This is a genomic window from Cellulomonas oligotrophica (assembly GCF_013409875.1).
GTDB classification, from domain to species: domain Bacteria; phylum Actinomycetota; class Actinomycetes; order Actinomycetales; family Cellulomonadaceae; genus Cellulomonas; species Cellulomonas oligotrophica.
The window spans coordinates 3,300,569-3,317,771 of sequence record NZ_JACCBK010000001.1 but is presented as its reverse complement, the minus strand read 5'-3'; the positions used below and the strand labels follow the sequence as shown (position 1 = coordinate 3,317,771).

12 protein-coding genes are annotated in these 17,203 nt (G+C 75.4%); 4 read left to right on the top strand and 8 right to left on the bottom strand.

Annotated elements, in window-relative coordinates; all coding sequences use genetic code 11:
* Nucleotides 1-12 precede the first annotated feature (12 nt).
* The 6 genes from pntB to BKA21_RS15135 form a co-directional block, all read right to left on the bottom strand.
* Nucleotides 13-1,401, bottom strand: coding sequence for a Re/Si-specific NAD(P)(+) transhydrogenase subunit beta (pntB, locus tag BKA21_RS15160; protein ID WP_140459802.1), 1,389 nt, complete (start codon nucleotides 1,399-1,401; stop codon nucleotides 13-15).
* A gap of 4 nt (nucleotides 1,402-1,405) precedes the next feature.
* Entirely contained in the window at nucleotides 1,406-2,959 is a 1,554-nt protein-coding gene (locus tag BKA21_RS15155) for a Re/Si-specific NAD(P)(+) transhydrogenase subunit alpha (protein ID WP_140459801.1), read from the bottom strand.
* A gap of 208 nt (nucleotides 2,960-3,167) precedes the next feature.
* Complete coding sequence (locus tag BKA21_RS15150; RefSeq protein ID WP_239072998.1) at nucleotides 3,168-4,001, bottom strand: nucleoside triphosphate pyrophosphohydrolase; 834 nt, start codon at nucleotides 3,999-4,001, stop codon at nucleotides 3,168-3,170.
* Complete coding sequence (locus BKA21_RS15145) at nucleotides 3,998-4,600, bottom strand: hypothetical protein (protein ID WP_140459800.1); 603 nt, start codon at nucleotides 4,598-4,600, stop codon at nucleotides 3,998-4,000. The genes BKA21_RS15150 and BKA21_RS15145 overlap by 4 nt, the downstream gene beginning before the upstream one ends.
* 59 nt (nucleotides 4,601-4,659) lie before the next feature.
* On the bottom strand, nucleotides 4,660-8,343 hold the full coding sequence (mfd, locus tag BKA21_RS15140) for a transcription-repair coupling factor (RefSeq protein ID WP_140459799.1): 3,684 nt from the start codon (nucleotides 8,341-8,343) through the stop codon (nucleotides 4,660-4,662).
* Nucleotides 8,344-8,557: 214 nt separating this feature from the next.
* Nucleotides 8,558-9,007, bottom strand: coding sequence for an FAD synthase family protein (locus BKA21_RS15135; RefSeq protein ID WP_140459798.1), 450 nt, complete (start codon nucleotides 9,005-9,007; stop codon nucleotides 8,558-8,560).
* A gap of 385 nt (nucleotides 9,008-9,392) precedes the next feature.
* Between BKA21_RS15135 and BKA21_RS15130 the strand changes: the two genes are divergently transcribed.
* Genes BKA21_RS15130 through BKA21_RS15115 form a run of 4 tightly spaced genes read left to right on the top strand, consistent with a single transcriptional unit; the run spans nucleotide 9,393 to nucleotide 14,671 of the window.
* Nucleotides 9,393-11,225: a tyrosine-protein kinase domain-containing protein gene (locus tag BKA21_RS15130; protein WP_179625389.1), complete on the top strand. Its 1,833-nt coding sequence runs from the start codon at nucleotides 9,393-9,395 to the stop codon at nucleotides 11,223-11,225.
* A gap of 7 nt (nucleotides 11,226-11,232) precedes the next feature.
* Nucleotides 11,233-12,570 (top strand): O-antigen ligase family protein, encoded by a 1,338-nt coding sequence (locus BKA21_RS15125; protein WP_140459796.1) that lies wholly within the window; start codon nucleotides 11,233-11,235, stop codon nucleotides 12,568-12,570.
* On the top strand, nucleotides 12,567-13,622 hold the full coding sequence (locus tag BKA21_RS15120) for a glycosyltransferase (protein ID WP_140459795.1): 1,056 nt from the start codon (nucleotides 12,567-12,569) through the stop codon (nucleotides 13,620-13,622). The genes BKA21_RS15125 and BKA21_RS15120 overlap by 4 nt, the downstream gene beginning before the upstream one ends.
* Entirely contained in the window at nucleotides 13,619-14,671 is a 1,053-nt protein-coding gene (locus BKA21_RS15115) for a glycosyltransferase family 4 protein (protein ID WP_140459794.1), read from the top strand. The genes BKA21_RS15120 and BKA21_RS15115 overlap by 4 nt, the downstream gene beginning before the upstream one ends.
* An 81-nt stretch (nucleotides 14,672-14,752) precedes the next feature.
* On the opposite strand, the gene BKA21_RS15110 is transcribed toward BKA21_RS15115, so the two are convergent.
* A complete protein-coding gene (locus tag BKA21_RS15110) occupies nucleotides 14,753-16,060 on the bottom strand; it encodes an oligosaccharide flippase family protein (RefSeq protein ID WP_140459793.1) in 1,308 nt (435 codons plus the stop codon).
* Nucleotides 16,061-16,089: 29 nt separating this feature from the next.
* A complete protein-coding gene (locus tag BKA21_RS15105; protein ID WP_140459960.1) occupies nucleotides 16,090-17,085 on the bottom strand; it encodes a glycosyltransferase family 2 protein in 996 nt (331 codons plus the stop codon).
* Between the last annotated feature and the right edge of the window lie 118 nt (nucleotides 17,086-17,203).

The window sequence follows — 17,203 nt, the reverse complement described above, 5'->3', positions numbered from 1 at the left end:
GGCGGGGTCGGGTCAGGCGCCGAGCGGGGCGACGATGTGCTCGACCTGCTCCTTCGCGTCGCCGAACAGCATGGCGGTGTTCTCGCGGAAGAACAGCGGGTTCTGCACACCGGCGTACCCGGTGGCCATCGACCGCTTGAACACGATCACCTGCTTGGCGTTCCAGACCTCCAGCACGGGCATGCCGGCGATCGGCGAGGACGGGTCGTCCAGCGCCGCGGGGTTGACCGTGTCGTTCGCGCCGATGACGAGGACGACGTCGGTCTGGGCGAAGTCCGCGTTGATCTCGTCCATCTCGAGCACGATGTCGTAGGGCACCTTGGCCTCGGCGAGCAGCACGTTCATGTGCCCGGGCAGGCGACCGGCGACGGGGTGCACGGCGAACCGCACGTCGACGCCCTGCGCACGCAGCTTGGCGGTGAGGTCGGCGACGGGGTACTGGGCCTTGGCGACGGCCATGCCGTAGCCGGGCGTGATGATGACCGTGCGGGCGCCGCGGAGCATCTCCGCGACCTCGGCGGCCTGCACCTCGCGGTGCTCGCCGTAGTCCTGGTCGCCGGCGGCCACCTTCCCGCCCTCGGCGCCGAAGCCGCCGAGGATGACCGAGACGAACGACCGGTTCATGGCCCGGCACATGATGTACGACAGGATCGCGCCGGAGGACCCGACGAGGGCGCCGACGATGATGAGCAGGTCGTTGCTCAGCATGAAGCCCGCCGCCGCCGCCGCCCACCCGGAGTACGAGTTGAGCATCGACACGACGACCGGCATGTCGCCGCCGCCGATCGAGGCGACGAGGTGCCAGCCGAGCGCCAGCGCCACCACGGTCATGAGCACGAGCGGCACGACCGAGTGCGCGGCGAGGAACCACGCGAGCAGACCGCCGGACGCGACGACGGCGCCGAGGTTCAGCCAGTTGCGGCCGGGCAGCATGAGCGGCGCCGAGCGCAGGCGGGCGGACAGCTTGAGGAAGGCGACGATCGAGCCCGTGAATGTCACGGCGCCGATGAGCACCCCGAGGAACACCTCGACGAGGTGCACCGCGTCGGGCTCCTCCGTGAGGAACGAGTTGTAGCCGACGAGCACCGCGGCCAGACCCACGAACGAGTGCAGGATCGCGATCATCTCGGGCATCTGCGTCATCTCGACGGACCGCGCCCGCCAGATGCCCGCCACCGCGCCGATCGCCAGGGCCATCGCGATGAGCAGCAGCGTCACCACGGGGTTGCGCTCGGACAGGTCGGTCGCGAGCGCGACCGTCGCCAGCAGGGCCAGGCCCATGCCGGCCATCCCGAAGAGGTTGCCGCGGCGGGCGGTCTCCTGCTTGCTCAGCCCCGCGAGGCTGAGGATGAACAGCACGGCGGCGACCAGGTACACGGCCTGCGCCAGGGACGTCAGCACGGCGTCAGACCTCCTTGCGGAACATGGTGATCATGCGGTTGGCGACGAGGAAGCCACCGAAGATGTTGATCGCCGCCACCGTCGCGGCGACGAACGCGAGCGACGTGACCAGCCACGACGCGTCGCCGATCTGCAGGAGCGCACCGACGAGGATGATCCCGCTGATGGCGTTGGTGGTGGCCATGAGCGGCGTGTGCAGCGAGTGGCTCACGTTGGAGATCACGTAGTAGCCCACGACCACGGCCAGCGCGAACACCGTGAAGTGCCCGAGGAACTCCGGCGGCGACACCGTGATCCCGAGCGCGACGAGCACGGCGCCCAGCGCGTAGAGCACCGACCGGCGCCGGGCGCGACGCTGCGCCGCGTCGGCCTCGGCGGCCTGCCGCGCGGCGGCCTCCTCGGGCGTCTCGACGGGCGCGGCCGGGGCCGCGGGCGCTGCGGAGACCGCGACGGGCGGCGGCGGCCACAGGACCTCGCCGTCGTGCGCGACGGTCATGCCGCGCTGCACGGGGTCGTCGAGGTCGAGCACGAGCTGCCCGTCCTTGCCGGGCGTGAGCAGCGCCATGAGGTGCACGACGTTCGTGCCGAACAGCTGGGACGTGTGCTGCGGCATCCGGCTCGGCAGGTCGGTCCAGCCGAGCACCACGACGCCGTTGTCGGTGACGACGCGCTCGCCGGGGACCGTGAGCTCGCAGTTGCCTCCGCCGGACGCGGCGAGGTCGACGATGACGGAGCCGGGCTTCATCGCGGCGACCATGGCCGCGGTGATGGTGCGCGGTGCACGGCCGCGGACCAGCGCGGTGGTCACGACGATGTCGGCCCACGCGGTCTGCTCGGCGTACATCTGCTCGGTCAGGCGCTCCTGCTCGGCCGTGAGCTCGCGGGCGTAGCCGTCGGTGGAGACCTCCTGCGCGGCGCCCGCGGCCTGGACGAACTGGGCGCCCATGGACTCGATCTGCTCGCCGACCTCGGGCCGCACGTCGAAGGCCCGCACCTGCGCGCCGAGGCTGCTGGCGGTGCCGATCGCGGCGAGCCCGGCCACGCCGGCGCCGATGACGAAGACGTTGGCGGGGGCGGTCTTGCCGGCCGCCGTCACCTGGCCGGTGAACATGCCGCCGAACTCCTCGGCGGACTCGATCACGGCGCGGTAGCCGGCCACGTTCGACAACGTGGACAGCACGTCGAGGGCCTGCGCACGCGAGATGCGCGGCACGGCGTCGAGCGCGAGTCCCGTGACCCGCTGCGCGGCGAGCCGCTCGGCCAGCGCGGCGTCCCCGTGCGGGGACATCATGGCGACGAGCGTCGCGCCGGGGGCGAGCGCCGACGTGTCGGCGGGCAGCGTGACGGTGGTGACCACGTCGCAGCCGAGCACGTCGGCCCGGTCGGCGACGGTGGCGCCCGCCACCTCGTAGGCCGCGTCGGTGAACGTGGCGGCGGTGCCGGCCCCGCGTTCGACCACGACGTCGTACCCCAGGTCGCGCAGCTTGGCGACGGTGCGCGGCGTGGCCGCGACCAGCCGTTCGCCGGCGCGGTCCTCACGTGGGACGCCGATCCTCATCCGGGCCTCCTCGGGCCTGCTGTCGTCTGCCGGGCCGGTCCCGACGCCGTGCTGGTGCCGGACCGGCGGTCAGGCGGGACGTGCGTCCCGCCACCTGCGCCCATCGTCGTCGGACGCGGGCGTGACCAGTCCGGACCTTAGGCCTAGAAAGCGCTTTCCGCTACCGGGTGACCGTCGTCACGCCGTCCGAGGGGCGAGACCGCTCGTGTCACAGGGCGTCCGCCCCGCTCCGACCCGCCCCGCGCCGCTCCGACGCGAGCCGCTCCGGCGCGCCCGCGGCGCCGACGACCTCGGCCGACCGCAGCCGCTGCTCCCAGGCCGCCGACGCCCGCCGCAGCGCCCCCTCGGCGTCGACGCCCCGCGCGTCCGCCTCGAGCACGATCGCGAGCAGCCGCTCGCCGACGTCGTCCGCCCCGACCGCCGCAACGCCGGGCAGCGAGCCGTCGGGCAGCCGTCCCGGACGGACCTCGGACCTCGCACCGGCGGTGACGTCGAGCCCTGCCCGTCGCGCCCGTGACGCGAGCTTCTGGCTCCGGGCCAGCGCGCCCAGCGTCGCGGGCACCCCGTCGAGCGCCGACGTGCGCCCCGGCTTCTCCGCGCGCTTGAGCCGGTCCCACCGCCGGTGCTGCCCGTCGACGTCGTCGACGGCCGGCGCCGGGCCGTCGACCGGGGGCGCCTGCTCGGCGCCGAAGACGTGCGGGTGCCGGCGGACGAGCTTGTCGGCCACGCCCGCCGCGACGGCGTCCAGGTCGAACGGGTCCTGCGGGTGCTCCTGCGCGAGACGGGCGTGGAACACCACCTGCAGCAGCACGTCGCCGAGCTCCTCGCGCAGGTCGTCGCGGTCGCCGTGCTCCACCGCCTCGACCAGCTCGTGGACCTCTTCGAGGGCGTACGGCAGCAGCGACTCGTGCGTCTGCTGCGCGTCCCACGGGCACCCTCCGGGCGAGCGCAGCCGGTCCATCACCGCGACGAGGCGCGCGACGCCCGCACCGTCCCGCACGGCGGACGAGCCGCCCGGCCGGTCGGGCGTCGGTGCCGTCACGGCGTCGGTGCCGGTGACGACCCGTCCGTGCTGCCCTCGCCGCCCTCGTCCGCGACCAGGCCGCCCGCGGGCACGACCCACTCCGGTGCGGTCGGGGCCACGACGCCGAGGTCCACGAACGAGCCGAAGCGGGGGTTGATCTCGATGTCCGCGTCCTCGACCCGCGCCTGGAAGTCCGCGATCGCGCCCTCCGGGTCCGCGACCTCCTGCAGCCCGGACGCCGCCAGCGAGTACCGGCCCACGGCGAGCGCGGTCTCCGACAGCTCCAGCTCGGCCGCGGCCTCCTCGCCGAGCTGCTGCGCGGCGACGCCCTCGAGCAGCTCGCGCGCCTCCTCGTCGCTGGGGCCGACGCCGTTGTCCTGCGCGACCTCGCGCACGAAGGGCTCCAGCACGAGCACGCCGAGCACCTCCTGCGCGCTGACCTCGGGGAACAGGGGCGTCAGCTCGTCCGTCGCCGCGGCGAGCCGGGCCGTGCTGATCTCCCGCCCGTCGACCAGCGCCGCGGCGCCGGGCTGGCCGGCGCACCCGGCCAGGAGCGCACCCCCCGCCAGGGCCGTCGCCAGGACCTGCACCCGCACGCGCCGTGTGCCTCGTCGCACCACCGTCACCTCGACCTCCCGCGTCGTCGACGCCGCCATCGTAGGGCCCGCCGCGCCCGTCAGCGGGTGCCGACCGTCGCGGCGGCCGAGACGTCGCCGCGCACGACCGCGTCGACGAGCTGGGTGGCCCACGCGAGCACCGCGTCGCCGTGCAGCGGCTTGCCGCCGACGCGCGCGGTCGTGGGGAACGGCACCAGCACGGTGCGGGTCGCGGGCTTGAGCACCGACCCCGGGTACAGGCGCTTGAGCCGCAGCTGGGCGGACTCCGGCAGCTCCAGGGGCGCGAACCGCACGAACCGGCCCTGCGCGGTGACGTCCGCGAGGCCCGCGGCACGGGCGTGCAGGCGGAAGCCGGCGACGGCGAAGAGGTTCTCGACGGCCTGCGGCACGGGGCCGTACCGGTCGACCAGCTCGGCCCGGACCTCGTCGAGCGCGGCCTGCGTGGTCGCGCTCGCGAGCTTGCGGTACGCCTCCAGGCGCAGCCGCTCGTGCGCGATGTACGTGTGCGGGATGTGCGCGTCGACGGGCAGCTCGATGGTGACGTCGGGCTGCTCCTCGGGCTCCTCGCCGCGGAACCCGGCGACGGCCTCGCCGACCATGCGGATGTACAGGTCGAAGCCCACACCTTCGATGTGCCCGGACTGCTCGCCGCCGAGCAGGTTGCCCGCGCCGCGGATCTCCAGGTCCTTCATGGCGACGGCCATGCCCGCCCCGAGGTCGGTGTGCGCGGCGATGGTGCGCAGCCGGTCGTGGGCCGTCTCGGTCAGGGGCGCCTCGGGCGGGTAAAGGAAGTACGCGTACGCGCGCTCGCGCCCGCGGCCCACGCGCCCGCGCAGCTGGTGCAGCTGCGACAGGCCGAGGCGGTCCGCCCGTTCGAGGATCAGGGTGTTGGCGTTGGAGATGTCCAGGCCGGTCTCGACGATGGTCGTGCAGACCAGCACGTCGAACCGCTTCTCCCAGAAGTCGACGATGACCTGCTCGAGCTGGTGCTCGCCCATCTTCCCGTGCGCGACCGCGATCCGGGCCTCGGGCACCAGCTCGTTGAGCCGGGACGCGGTGCGCTCGATCGACTCGACCCGGTTGTGCACGAAGAACACCTGGCCCTCGCGCAGCAGCTCGCGCCGGATCGCGGCCGCGATCTGCCGCTCCTCGTACGGGCCGACGAAGGTGAGCACGGGGTGCCGCTCCTCCGGGGGCGTGGCCAGCGTCGACATCTCGCGGATGCCCGTGACGGCCATCTCCAGGGTGCGCGGGATGGGCGTGGCGCTCATCGCCAGGACGTCGACGTTGGTGCGCAGCGCCTTGAGGGTCTCCTTGTGCTCGACGCCGAACCGCTGCTCCTCGTCGATGATCACGAGGCCGAGGTCCTTGAAGCGGACGCTGCCCGTGATGAGCCGGTGCGTGCCGATCACCACGTCGACGGACCCGTCGGCGAGACCCTCGACGACCTGCTTGCTCTCGGCCGGGGTCTGGAAGCGCGAGAGCGCCTTCACCGTGACGGGGAAGGCCGAGTAGCGCTCGGTGAACGTGTCGAGGTGCTGCTGCACGAGCAGGGTCGTGGGCACGAGCACGGCCACCTGCTTGCCGTCCTGCACGGCCTTGAACGCCGCCCGGACCGCGATCTCGGTCTTGCCGTACCCGACGTCGCCGCAGACGAGCCGGTCCATGGGGACGGACTTCTCCATGTCGGCCTTGACCTCGTCGATCGTCGCGAGCTGGTCGGGCGTCTCGACGTACGCGAACGCGTCCTCCAGCTCGCGCTGCCACGGGGTGTCGGGGCCGAAGGCGTGCCCCGGCGTGGCCATGCGCGCCGAGTACAGGCGGATGAGCTCGGCCGCGATCTCCTTGACGGCCTTGCGCGCCCGGCCCTTGGTCTTCTGCCAGTCCGAGCCGCCCATCCGGTTGAGGCTGGGCGCCTCGCCGCCGACGTACTTGGTCACCTGGTCGAGCTGGTCCGTGGGCACGAAGAGCCGGTCCCCCGGCTGGCCGCGCTTGCTCGACGCGTACTCCACGAGCATGTACTCGCGCGTCGCGGCGTTCGCCCCCGTGCCGATGGTCCGCTGCACGAGCTCGACGAACCGCCCGACGCCGTGCTGCTCGTGCACGACGAAGTCGCCCGGCCGCAGCTGCAGGGGGTCGACGACGTTGCGGCGCCGGCTCGGCATGCGGCGCATGTCCCGCGTGCTCGTGCCCGCACGGCCCGTCAGGTCGGCCTCGCTGAAGACGGCCAGGCGCAGGCGCTCGTGGACGAACCCCGGGCCGAGCGGCGCCGGCGTCACCAGCACCACGCCGCCCTCCGGCTCCTGCGCCACCTCGGTGACGAGGCGCGCCGGGACGTCCGCCGCGCGCAGCTGCTCGGTCATGCGCTGCGCGGGACCGTGGCCCTCCGTGGCCAGCACCAGCCGCCAGCCGTCCTGCTGCAGACGGCGCACGTCGGCCACGGCCCGCTCGACCTCGCCGCGGTACCGCTCGACATCGCGCGCCGCGAGCACCAGCGTGCGCACCGCGTCGACGTGCCCCGGGCCCTCGTCGAGCGCCGCCGCGCCCGGCGGCACCGTGGTCTGCTCGTCGGCCGCCCCCGCGGCGTCCGCGTCGAGGGTGAACGGCGACAGCGTCCACCAGCCCAGCCCGCGCACCTCCGCCAGGCCGCGGACCTGCGCGAACGTCGAGAACGACGCCGACGACAGGTCGAGGGGCACCTGTGCGCCGGCCGCGGCCGACGTCCACGCGGCCGCGAGGAACTCCTCGGTGGTCGCCACCAGGTCGTGCGCGCGCCGCCGCACGCGCTCGGGGTCGACGAGCACCAGCAGGCTGTCGTCCGGCACCAGGTCCAGCACGGGGACCATGCGGTCGACCAGCACCGGGGCGAGGGACTCCATGCCCTCGACCGCGATGCCCTGCGCGAGGCGGTCGAGCATGTCGACCGCGCCCGGCAGGCGCTCCACCAGCGACGCCGCCCGCGCCCGCACCGCGTCGGTCAGCAGGATCTCCCGGCAGGGCGGCGCCCAGACACCGTGGTCCGCGACCTCCAGCGAGCGCTGGTCGGCGACGGAGAACCAGCGGATCTCCTCGACGTCCTCGCCCCACAGCTCGACGCGCAGGGGGTGGTCCTCGGTCGGGGGGAAGACGTCGAGGATCCCGCCGCGCACCGCGAACTCCCCGCGCCGCTCGACCATGTCGACGCGCGTGTACGCCGCGTCGACCAGCCGGGCCGCCACGTCCGCCAGGTCCACCCGGTCGCCCGGCCCGATCTCGACGGGGCGCAGCTCGCCCAGCCCGTCGACGACCGGCTGCAGCAGGGCGCGCACGGGCATGACCAGGACCCGCACCGGGCCGGCCGGGCCCGGTGCGTCCGACGGGTGGGCCAGGCGCCGGAACACGGCCAGCCGCCGGGCCACGGTGTCCGAGCGCGGGCTCAGCCGCTCGTGCGGGAGCGTCTCCCAGCTCGGCAGCACCGCGACGTCGTCGGCGCCGAGGTAGCAGCGCAGCGCGGACGCGAGCTCGTCGGCGTCGCGCCCCGTCGCCGTGACGACGACCAGCGGCCGCCCGGCGGCGCCGGCGGTCGCGGACCCGCCCGAGGCCCCGCCGCCCGAGGCCGCGGCCCCCGCGAGCGCCGCGAGCAGCGGGGGGCGTGCGCCGGCGGGGCCGACGACGTCGAGCGCACCGCGCGCGCGCACCGAGGCGAGGGCCTCGGCGGCAGCCGGGTCGGCGAGGAGCGCGGGCAGCAGTCCGGTGAGGTCCATGTCTTCCTTCGCGTGTCCGGAGTGCCGGGCCACGCACCGACGCGGGGGCGTGCGGGTGCGCAGACGCAGCACGGACGCCCCGGATCCGTGCGGACCGGGGTGTGTGCGACGAGTCTACGAGCCGCCCCCGACACCGGCCGTGCGGGGCGCGAGGCGGGACGGACCGGGGGTGGACGGCCGGATGGAGCTGCCGGGCGGAGCTGCCGGGAGGGGGTCAGCCGACCTCGGCCGCGCGCGTGTCGGCCCCGTCGAGCGCCGCCAGCGCGCGGCGCAGCGCCGTGCTGGACGTGTGCATCGTGTACGGGAAGTAGATGACCTCGACGCCCACCGCGGCGAAGTCGCGCTCGAGGCGGTCACCCTTGGGCGTCCCGCGCCAGTCGTCGCCCTTGAAGATGACGTCGAAGCCGACCTCGCGCCACGTCTCGACCTTGTCGGGCTGGGTCTCGGCCACGACCTCGTCGACGTAGGAGATGTGCTTGACGATCTCCATGCGCTCGGCGAGCGGGACCATCGGGCGGCGCCCCTTGGTCGTCTCGAGCACCTCGTCGGCCACGACGCCGGCGATGAGGTAGTCGCACCGGCGCTTGGCGTGGCGCAGGATGTTGAGGTGGCCGACGTGGAACAGGTCGTACGCCCCCGGTGCGTACCCGACGATCCGTGCCATGGCGCCCTCCCGACGACGTCCCTCCTGCGCGGCCCGCCCCGTCGAGGACCGTGACGCCGCGTGGTGCGGCGTCCGTGGGACGAGACTAGGCAAACCGGACGGGTCCGACATAGCGCTCGGGCCCCTCCTCACCCGGTCGGGACCGCATTTCACCCGCCTGGGCCCGCCGCGGGGGTGTCGGGCGGCCCGATGCCCGCGATGCTGGTCCGGACGGGCGTCGCACGTTGGACCGACCGGGCGAAATCCGGCAGGTTTTCACAATTCGCCCACCTGCTGCGGGGCGTGGTCGGGCGAGGATCGTCGAGAATCGGATGCACCGATCCGCGGTGGGACGCCGGCGCGTCGGGCGCCCGCCGTTCCGGGCCGCCACCGAAGGGACCTGTTGATGGAGCCGGCCGAGTACCTCGCCGCACTGCGCAAGCACTGGTTGGTCGTCGCCGTGCTGGCCGTGCTGGGCTTCGGCGCGGCCTACGCCTGGTCCCAGACCCTGCCCCCGAGCTACCGCACGACGTCGAGCGTGTACGTCACGGTGCCGCAGACCACCTCGGTGGGCGAGCTCGTGCAGGGGTCGACGTACGCGCAGGCGAGCATCGAGTCCTACGCGCAGCTGGCGACGAAGCCGTACGTGCTGGACCCGGTGATCGACCGGCTCGACCTCGACACCGACGCCCGGTCGCTCGCGCGGTCCGTCACGGCGACGAGCCCGCTGAACTCCAAGATCCTCGAGATCTCCGCCGTCGCCGGCGACCCGGACAAGGCCGCCTCGATCGCGAACGCCGTGAGCGCCCAGCTCGCGACGGCCGTGGAGGACCTCGAGGGCGAGGGCGCCGACGGTGCGCCGAACGTCGAGATCACCGTGGTCGCGCAGGCCGCGCCGCCGTCGTACGCGTTCTCGCCGAACACGAAGCTCAACGCGGCCACGGGGCTGGCCGCGGGGCTCGTCCTCGGCGTGGTCCTGGCGCTGGCCCGCACGGTCCTGGACACCCGCGTGCGCTCGCTGCGCGACGTGCGCCGCGTGACCGGCACCGCCGTGCTGTCGACCGTGCGCTTCGACCGCAAGCGCCGCAAGGCGCCGCTGGCGATGGTCGACGACCCGTTCGGCGACCGCGCCGAGGCGTACCGCAAGCTGCGGACCAACCTGCGCTTCCTCACGGTCGCCGGGCCGAGCCGCTCGATGGTCGTCACGTCGTCCCTGCCGACCGAGGGCAAGAGCACGGCGGCGATCAACCTCGCGATCGCCATGGCCGAGGGCGGGGCGCGTGTCGTGCTCGTCGACGCCGACCTGCGCCGCCCGTCCGTCGCCCGGTACCTGGGCCTGGAGGGGTCGGTGGGCCTGACCACCACGCTCATCGGCGAGGCGCGGTTCGAGGACGTCGTGCAGCCCTGGGGCGACGGGACGCTCCACGTGCTCCCCGCGGGGCAGGTGCCGCCGAACCCCAGCGAGCTGCTGGACTCCCCCGCGATGGCCGACCTGCTGCGCGACCTCGGCGAGCGGTACGACGTCGTGATCCTCGACTCGGCGCCGCTGCTGCCCGTGACGGACGCGGCCGTGCTGTCGCGGATGACCGACGGGGCGCTCGTGGTCGTCGGGTGCCGGCGGGTGCACCGGGCGCAGCTGCAGGACGCGCTGACCTCGCTCGCGGCCGTCGAGGCGCGCGTCCTCGGGCTGCTGCTCAACCAGGTGTCGTCGAAGGACTCGGGCGCCGCGGTGACGTACGGCTCGACGCCGCAGTCGACGGCCCGGGCCTGGCCGGCCATGCGCCGCCCCGCGCGGCGCGCCGCCGCCTCGCACGCCGCGCCCCCGCGCCCGGTGGCGCCCCCCACGGCGGCCGCCGCCGGACCGTCCGCCCGTCGTCTGCCCGACGAGGGCGAGATGCCCACCGTCGCGGTGCCGATCGTGACGCTCGGCCAGCGCGTCGCCGCCGGGGCGTCGGCACCGGTCCCCGAGGCCGGCCCGGTCCGCCTCTTCATCGGCCCTCCGCCGCCCCCCGCACCGGCCCCCGCCGCCGACGTCCCCGGCCCGGTGACCGCCACGACCGCGCCGGACGAGCCCGACGAGGCGTCGCGCCGCGGCCCGACGAGCGCGCCGACCCCCGCCGCGTCCCCCGAGGCGTCGGCCGCCGACGAGCCGCCGTCCGACGCCCTCGGCCCGCTGCTCGGCCCGCTGTCCGACACCCGCCTGCGGGACCCGCAGGCCGGCGCGACCACGTCGTCGTGAGCGTGCCGTGACGGCGACGACCACGCCCGCCGCCCGGGACGTGCCCGTGCCCGGCGCGGGGCCGGCCGCACCGCCGTCCGCCACCCAGCCGGCCGACGCCCAGCCGGCCGCCGTCGCGGTCCCGGCCCGGGTCCGCGTCTCGACCCGGCTCGTCGCCGTCGGTGCCGTCGCCGCGCTGACGCTCGAGATGCCGCTGGTCGACGCGTTCACCACGGCCGTGCTCGTACCCCTGGCGCTGACCCCCGTGTGGTGGTCCGCGACGCGCCGGTTCGTCGGGGCCCGCACCCTGCTCGCGCTCACGGGCCTGGCGCTGCTCACGGGCCTGTGGCTGTCGGCGTCGGCGTCGGCGACGCACACCGTCGACCCGACGCTGCTGCGCGCGCACGTGCTCCTGATGCTCGGCGGGGTCGCCGGGATCGGCCTGCTGCTGTGGGCCCGGACCGTCGTGCCCGTGCGGGTCGTGGCGCTCAGCGCGGCCGCGGGCCTCGTGATGCGCCTGGCGCTCGAGCCCATCAACCCCGCCAACCCGTGGAAGTACAACTTCTCCTACGCGTTGACGGTGCTCGCGCTCGCGCTCGTCGTGCGGCGGCGCCCGCGGCCGGCGGAGATCACGCTGCTGCTGCTCATCGCCGCGGTGAGCATGCTCAACGACTCCCGCTCGGCCTTCGCCACCCTGGTGCTGGCCGCGCTGCTGGTGCTGTGGCAGCTGCGCCCGCGCACCCTGGGGCGGCGGGCCAACGCGATCACCACCCTGGCGTTCTTCGGTGCGGTGACGGCCTGCGTGTACTCCGCCGGCACCAACCTCATCCTCGAGGGCTACCTCGGCGAGGAGACGCAGCAGCGGTCGATCGCGCAGGTCGAGGCGTCGGGCTCGCTGCTGCTCGGGGGGCGGCCCGAGTGGGGGGCGAGCGTCGCCCTGTTCGCGGAGCGGCCGGCCGGGTACGGCATCGGCGTCGTCGCGAACCTCGACGACATCCTCGTCGCGAAGTCCGGGATGGCCGCGCTGAACTACGACCCGAACAACGGCTACGTCGAGAACTACATGTTCGGCGGGGAGATCAAGCTGCACTCGGTGCTCGCGGACCTGTGGTCGCGGCACGGCCCCGTCGGCCTGGTGCTGGCCGGCTGGATGCTCGGCCTGGCGGTGTGGTCGCTGGCGAGCGCGGTCGCACGACGGGTCGCGACGGGCCTGGTCATCTACCTCGCGTGCCTCATGCTGTGGAACTTCGCGTTCGGCCCGATCTACAGCGCCATGCCCATCCTCGTGCTGGCGTTCGGCCTGCTCCTGCTGCCCCGCCGCGGCGTCGACGCCGGGCACGCCACCCTCGACGAGAGGCCCGCATGACCACCGACCAGACCGTGCCGGTGACCGTCCTGGAGTCGTTCCCCGCGCCCCGGCGCACCACCAACCCGTACCTGGCGCGGCTGCCCGCCGAGCTGCCGCCCGACGTGCGGGCCGTGACGTTCAGCTGGCGCACCGCGCTCGTCGGCCGCTACGACGTGTTCCACGTGCACTGGCCGGAGAAGCTCATGCGGGCCTCCACGCGCCCGCGCACGCTGGTCAAGCAGCTCGCCGCCGCCGCGCTGCTGGCCCGGCTCGCGCTGACCCGCACGCCCGTGGTGCGCACCCTGCACAACACCGACCCGCACGAGCCCGGCGGGCGCGTCGAGCGCCTGCTGCTGCGCGCCGTGGACCGGCGCACCGCGACGTGGATCATGCTCACGCCCGACACCGTGCGCCCGGCGACGGCGAGCCCCGGCTCGACGGCCGTGACGATCCCCCACCCGCACTACCGCGACTGGTACGCGACCGCCGCGCGCACCGCGCCACGGCCCGGCCGGCTGCTCTACTTCGGCCTGGTCCGCCCCTACAAGGGCGTCGAGGACCTGCTCGCGGCGTTCGCCGACGTCGACGACGACGAGCTGACGCTGCACGTCGTCGGCAGCCCCGAGTCCCCGGCGCTGCGCGACGCGATCGCCGCGCAGGCCGCGACCGACGCACGGGTCGGCCTGCGCCTGGAGTACGCGGACGACGACGTGCTGGCCGCCGAGGTCGGCGCGGCGCAGGTCGTGGTGCTGCCGTACCGGCGCCTGCAGAACTCCGGGGCCGCGCTGCTCGCGCTGTCGCTGGACCGCCCGGTGCTGGTGCCCGCCGGCGCGACCGCGACCCGCCTCGCGGCGGAGACCGGCCCGGGCTGGGTCACCACCTTCGACGGCACGCTGACCCCGGCCGACCTCACGCGCGCGCTCGAGGCCGCGGCCGCGCTGGACCTCGGCACCGCCCGGCCCGACCTGAGCACCCGCGACTGGCCCGGCGTCGCGGCCGCCCACGCCGACGTGTTCCGCGCCTGCGCCCGCCGCGCACCGCACCCGACGCCCGCAGGAGCCGCCCGATGACGACGCCCGCCGCCCCGACGACGTCCGTCGAGGTCGTGTTCCGCGCCGAGCGGGACGTCACGACGTGGAGCGCGCGCCACGCCCGCGGCGAGGTGCCGGGCCGCTGGCCCTACGGGCTCGACCTGCTCGAGCGCACGGGCGTGCCCGTCGCCACGGCGAGCCTGCCCGAGCCGGGGCGCGCCGCGGTGCTCAGGGCCCGTGCGCGCGACCTGCTGCACCGCGGGCCGCGCACCGGCACCGACCTGGGCATCGCGTGGGACGAGAACCTCGCCCGCCGCATGCTCGTGCTCGCCCCGCACGCCCGCATGCACGCCGGCGCGATCTGGCTGACGGACGCCCACGCCGCCGACCCCACGTCCGACCGGGTGCGGCGCACCGTCGCGCTGCTGCGGCGGATGGACGGGGTCTTCGTCAACAGCCGCGCCCAGGTGGAGCCGCTGCGGCGCGCCCTCGGCCCGGGCGGCCCGCCCGTCGCCTTCTTCACGTTCGGGGTCGACGCGGACTTCTTCCCCGCGCGACCGCCCGCCGAGCGACCGCTCGTCGTGAGCATCGGCGGCGACCGGGACCGTGACCCGTCCACCCTGTTCGCGGCCCTCGAGGCCGTGCACGCCGCGCGCCCCGACGTCGAGATCGTCGTGCAGAACGCGTCGGACGTGCCGCCCCCCGCGGGCGTCACCAAGATCCCCCGGCTCACGCACGTCGAGCTGCGCGACCTGTACGCGCGGGCGAGCGTCGTCGCCGTCGCGACCCGGCCCAACCTGCACATGTCGGGCCTGACGGTGTCGCTGGAGTCCATGGCGACCGCCCGGCCTGTGGTCCTCACGGCCACCCCCGGCGTCGAGGACTACGTCGAGGACGGCGTCAACGGGCTGCTGGTGCCGCCGCGCGACCCGCGGGCGCTGGCCGGGCGCGTGCTCGACCTGCTGGCCGACCCCGACGCGGCGGCCGCCACGGGCGTCCGGGCGCGGGCGCGCCTGGAGGAGCGGTTCACGTCCGCGCACATGGTCGCGGGCATGGCCGCGGCCGTGGGACTGCCCCCGGGACCCTGACGGCGCGACCGGTCGCCACCCGGAGCGTGGCGACCTGCTCGGCCGGGCGGTCGGGCGCGGCCGGGCGCGGTGCGGTCCGGGTCAGGCGCGCGAGCGGCGCCGCGGGCGCAGCCGGCGACCCACGCCGCGGACGAGGCTGCGGCCGTAGTCGCGCAGCGTCACCAGGTCCGAGCGGCGCACGCCGTGGAAGTCCCGCATGCGCACACCGAACAGGCGGCCCAGGAGCACCTCGTTGAGGGCGCTGGAGATGACGTACCCGACGAGCGTGGCGACCGCCGCCCCCATCGCCCCCCAGACGGGGACCAGCAGCACGAGCAGGCCGATGTTCACGATGCAGGCGACGACCAGCGCGAGGCTGCGCAGCCCCGGACGACCGCGGGCGCTGAGCCCGGCCCCCGCGATGGACCCCGGCGTGCTGACGAGCACGGCCACGAGCAGCAGCCACGCCACGGGCACGGCCCCGGCGAAGTCCGCGCCGAACAGCGCCGGCAGCCACCACGCCATCGTCGTGCCGAGACCGAGGGCGACCACCGCGCAGATCAGCGTCGAGATGCGCGCCGCGGCCGCGAGCCGCGCGTCCTCGCTGCGGTGCGCGTCGGTCACGAACGTGACGTCGCGGACGGCCCGGTGGATCACCAGCGGGAGCTCGCTGACGTTGACCGCCACGACGTACAGGCCCAGCTCGTACGCGCTGCTCAGCGGCGTCATCAGCGTCTGGTCGATCCGCGAGAGCAGGATGCCGCTGATCGTGCCGATCCACAGGCGCAGCCCGTAGCCGGTCAGCGCCTTCGTCGAGGCCAGCCCGTCGTCGTCGGGCGCCGCCTCGGGCAGCCGGCGGGGCAGCACCAGGTAGGCGAGCGCACCCATCACCGGCATCGCCGCGAGCACCACGGTCGCGGTGAACGGCGTCAGGTGGTCCGTCAGCCACAGCGGCACGAGCACGAGCAGCCGCAGGCCCGACGCCAGCACCTTCTCCCACGCGACGAGCGCCCACAGCTGCAGGCCGGACGCGATGCCCCGCAGGACGCCGAGCAGCAGGGTCGGCAGCACCGCGAGGGACGCCACGGCCATGAGGTGCTGGATGCCGACGTCGCCGCCGCTCAGCCACGGCCGCGCGAGCAGCACCGCGGCCGTCGCGAGGAGGCCGGCGAGCACGACGATCAGGGCGCCGTTGCGCGCCGCGAGCCGCACGAGCCGCGGGTGGCGCGCCACGGCGTACGACACGGCCTCCGGCACGCCGAAGGTCATGAGGGCGATCGCCAGGCCCAGCGGGGCGGTCGCGGCCGCGACCTCGCCGCGGCCCGCGACGCCCAGCGCCTGCGCGAGGATCGGCCCGCTGGCGAGCGCGACGACCGGCGGGAAGAGGTTGCCGACCAGCGTGATCGTCATGGAGCGCGCGGTCCCCCCGCGCGCGGCGCTCACCGGGCCCCCGGCACGTGCGCCGCGCGCACCGTGCGGTTGCCGTCCCGGGCGTACTCCACGTACACGGTGCCGTAGGCGCCCGCGAGCATGCCCGTGCCCCGGGCCAGCGTGCGCCGCCCGCGGGCGTGCTGCGACGCGGAGCCCGTCAGGCGCCCCACCACCACGCGGGCCGCGCCGCCGAGGGTGCGCACGAGGCCCTCCCCCGTCAGGCGCAGGCGCACCACCGTGCGCCCGAGCGGCCCCGGCGCCAGCACCACGGAGGTGCGCGCCCACGTGTTGCCGGAGCGGAACGCACGGGCGAGCACCCACGTGCGCGTCACGCGGTCCGGGGGCACGACGTCGACGACGACGGCCTCGTCGCACCACACGATCCGCCCGCCGGCCCCGGAGAGCTGCCGGGTGATGAGCATGTCCGAGCCGCCGGACAGGCCGAACGCCTCGTCGAAACGCAGGCCGAGCTCGCGCAGGCGGTCCAGGTCGAGCAGCAGGTTGTTCGTCGCCGCGACGTCCGTCGTGGTGCCCGTGCGCAGGCGACGCCGGTCGAAGAAGCGCCCTGCCCGCACCCACGCGTCGGGCTCCTGCACGAACTCGCTGACGACGGGGCCGACGACCGCCTCGGGCCGGTCGACGAGGTACGTGTCGACGAGCAGCCGCAGCCACCGGTCGACCGGCCGCTCGTCGTCGTCGACGAAGACGACCACGTGGGCGTCGCCGACCTCGTCGAGCGCCCGGTTGCGGGCCGCGGCGATGCCGGGGCGCGGCTCGTGCACGTGCACGACGTCCACGCCGTCGGTGGTCTGCGCGACCTGCGCGACGACGTCCAGCGCCCCCGCGTCCGGGTCGTTGTCGACGACGAGCACCCGTGCCGGCGGGTCGAGCGTGCGGGCCTGCGCGACGAGCATCGGCAGCGCGGCCCGCAGGTCGTCGGGGCGCCGGTACGTGAGCACCGCGACGACCGTGCGCGGGTCGGTCCCTGCGGCCGGCGGACCCACCGCCGCGCCGACCCTCGCCGGTCCGGCCGGCCCGGCGCCCCCTGCGTCGGTCACGTCCTCGGTCACCGCTGCCCTGCCCCCCGTGCTCGCCGCGTCCCGCCCGGAGGCGTGCCGTCCG

Coding starts and splice junctions, on each gene's coding strand:
- BKA21_RS15110 (WP_140459793.1), bottom strand. CDS start 16,060: ATGACGATCACGCTGGTCGGCAACCTCTTCCCGCCGGTCGTCGCGCTC.
- BKA21_RS15155 (WP_140459801.1), bottom strand. CDS start 2,959: ATGAGGATCGGCGTCCCACGTGAGGACCGCGCCGGCGAACGGCTGGTC.
- BKA21_RS15135 (WP_140459798.1), bottom strand. CDS start 9,007: ATGGCACGGATCGTCGGGTACGCACCGGGGGCGTACGACCTGTTCCAC.
- BKA21_RS15115 (WP_140459794.1), top strand. CDS start 13,619: ATGACGACGCCCGCCGCCCCGACGACGTCCGTCGAGGTCGTGTTCCGC.
- BKA21_RS15130 (WP_179625389.1), top strand. CDS start 9,393: ATGGAGCCGGCCGAGTACCTCGCCGCACTGCGCAAGCACTGGTTGGTC.
- mfd (WP_140459799.1), bottom strand. CDS start 8,343: ATGGACCTCACCGGACTGCTGCCCGCGCTCCTCGCCGACCCGGCTGCC.
- BKA21_RS15120 (WP_140459795.1), top strand. CDS start 12,567: ATGACCACCGACCAGACCGTGCCGGTGACCGTCCTGGAGTCGTTCCCC.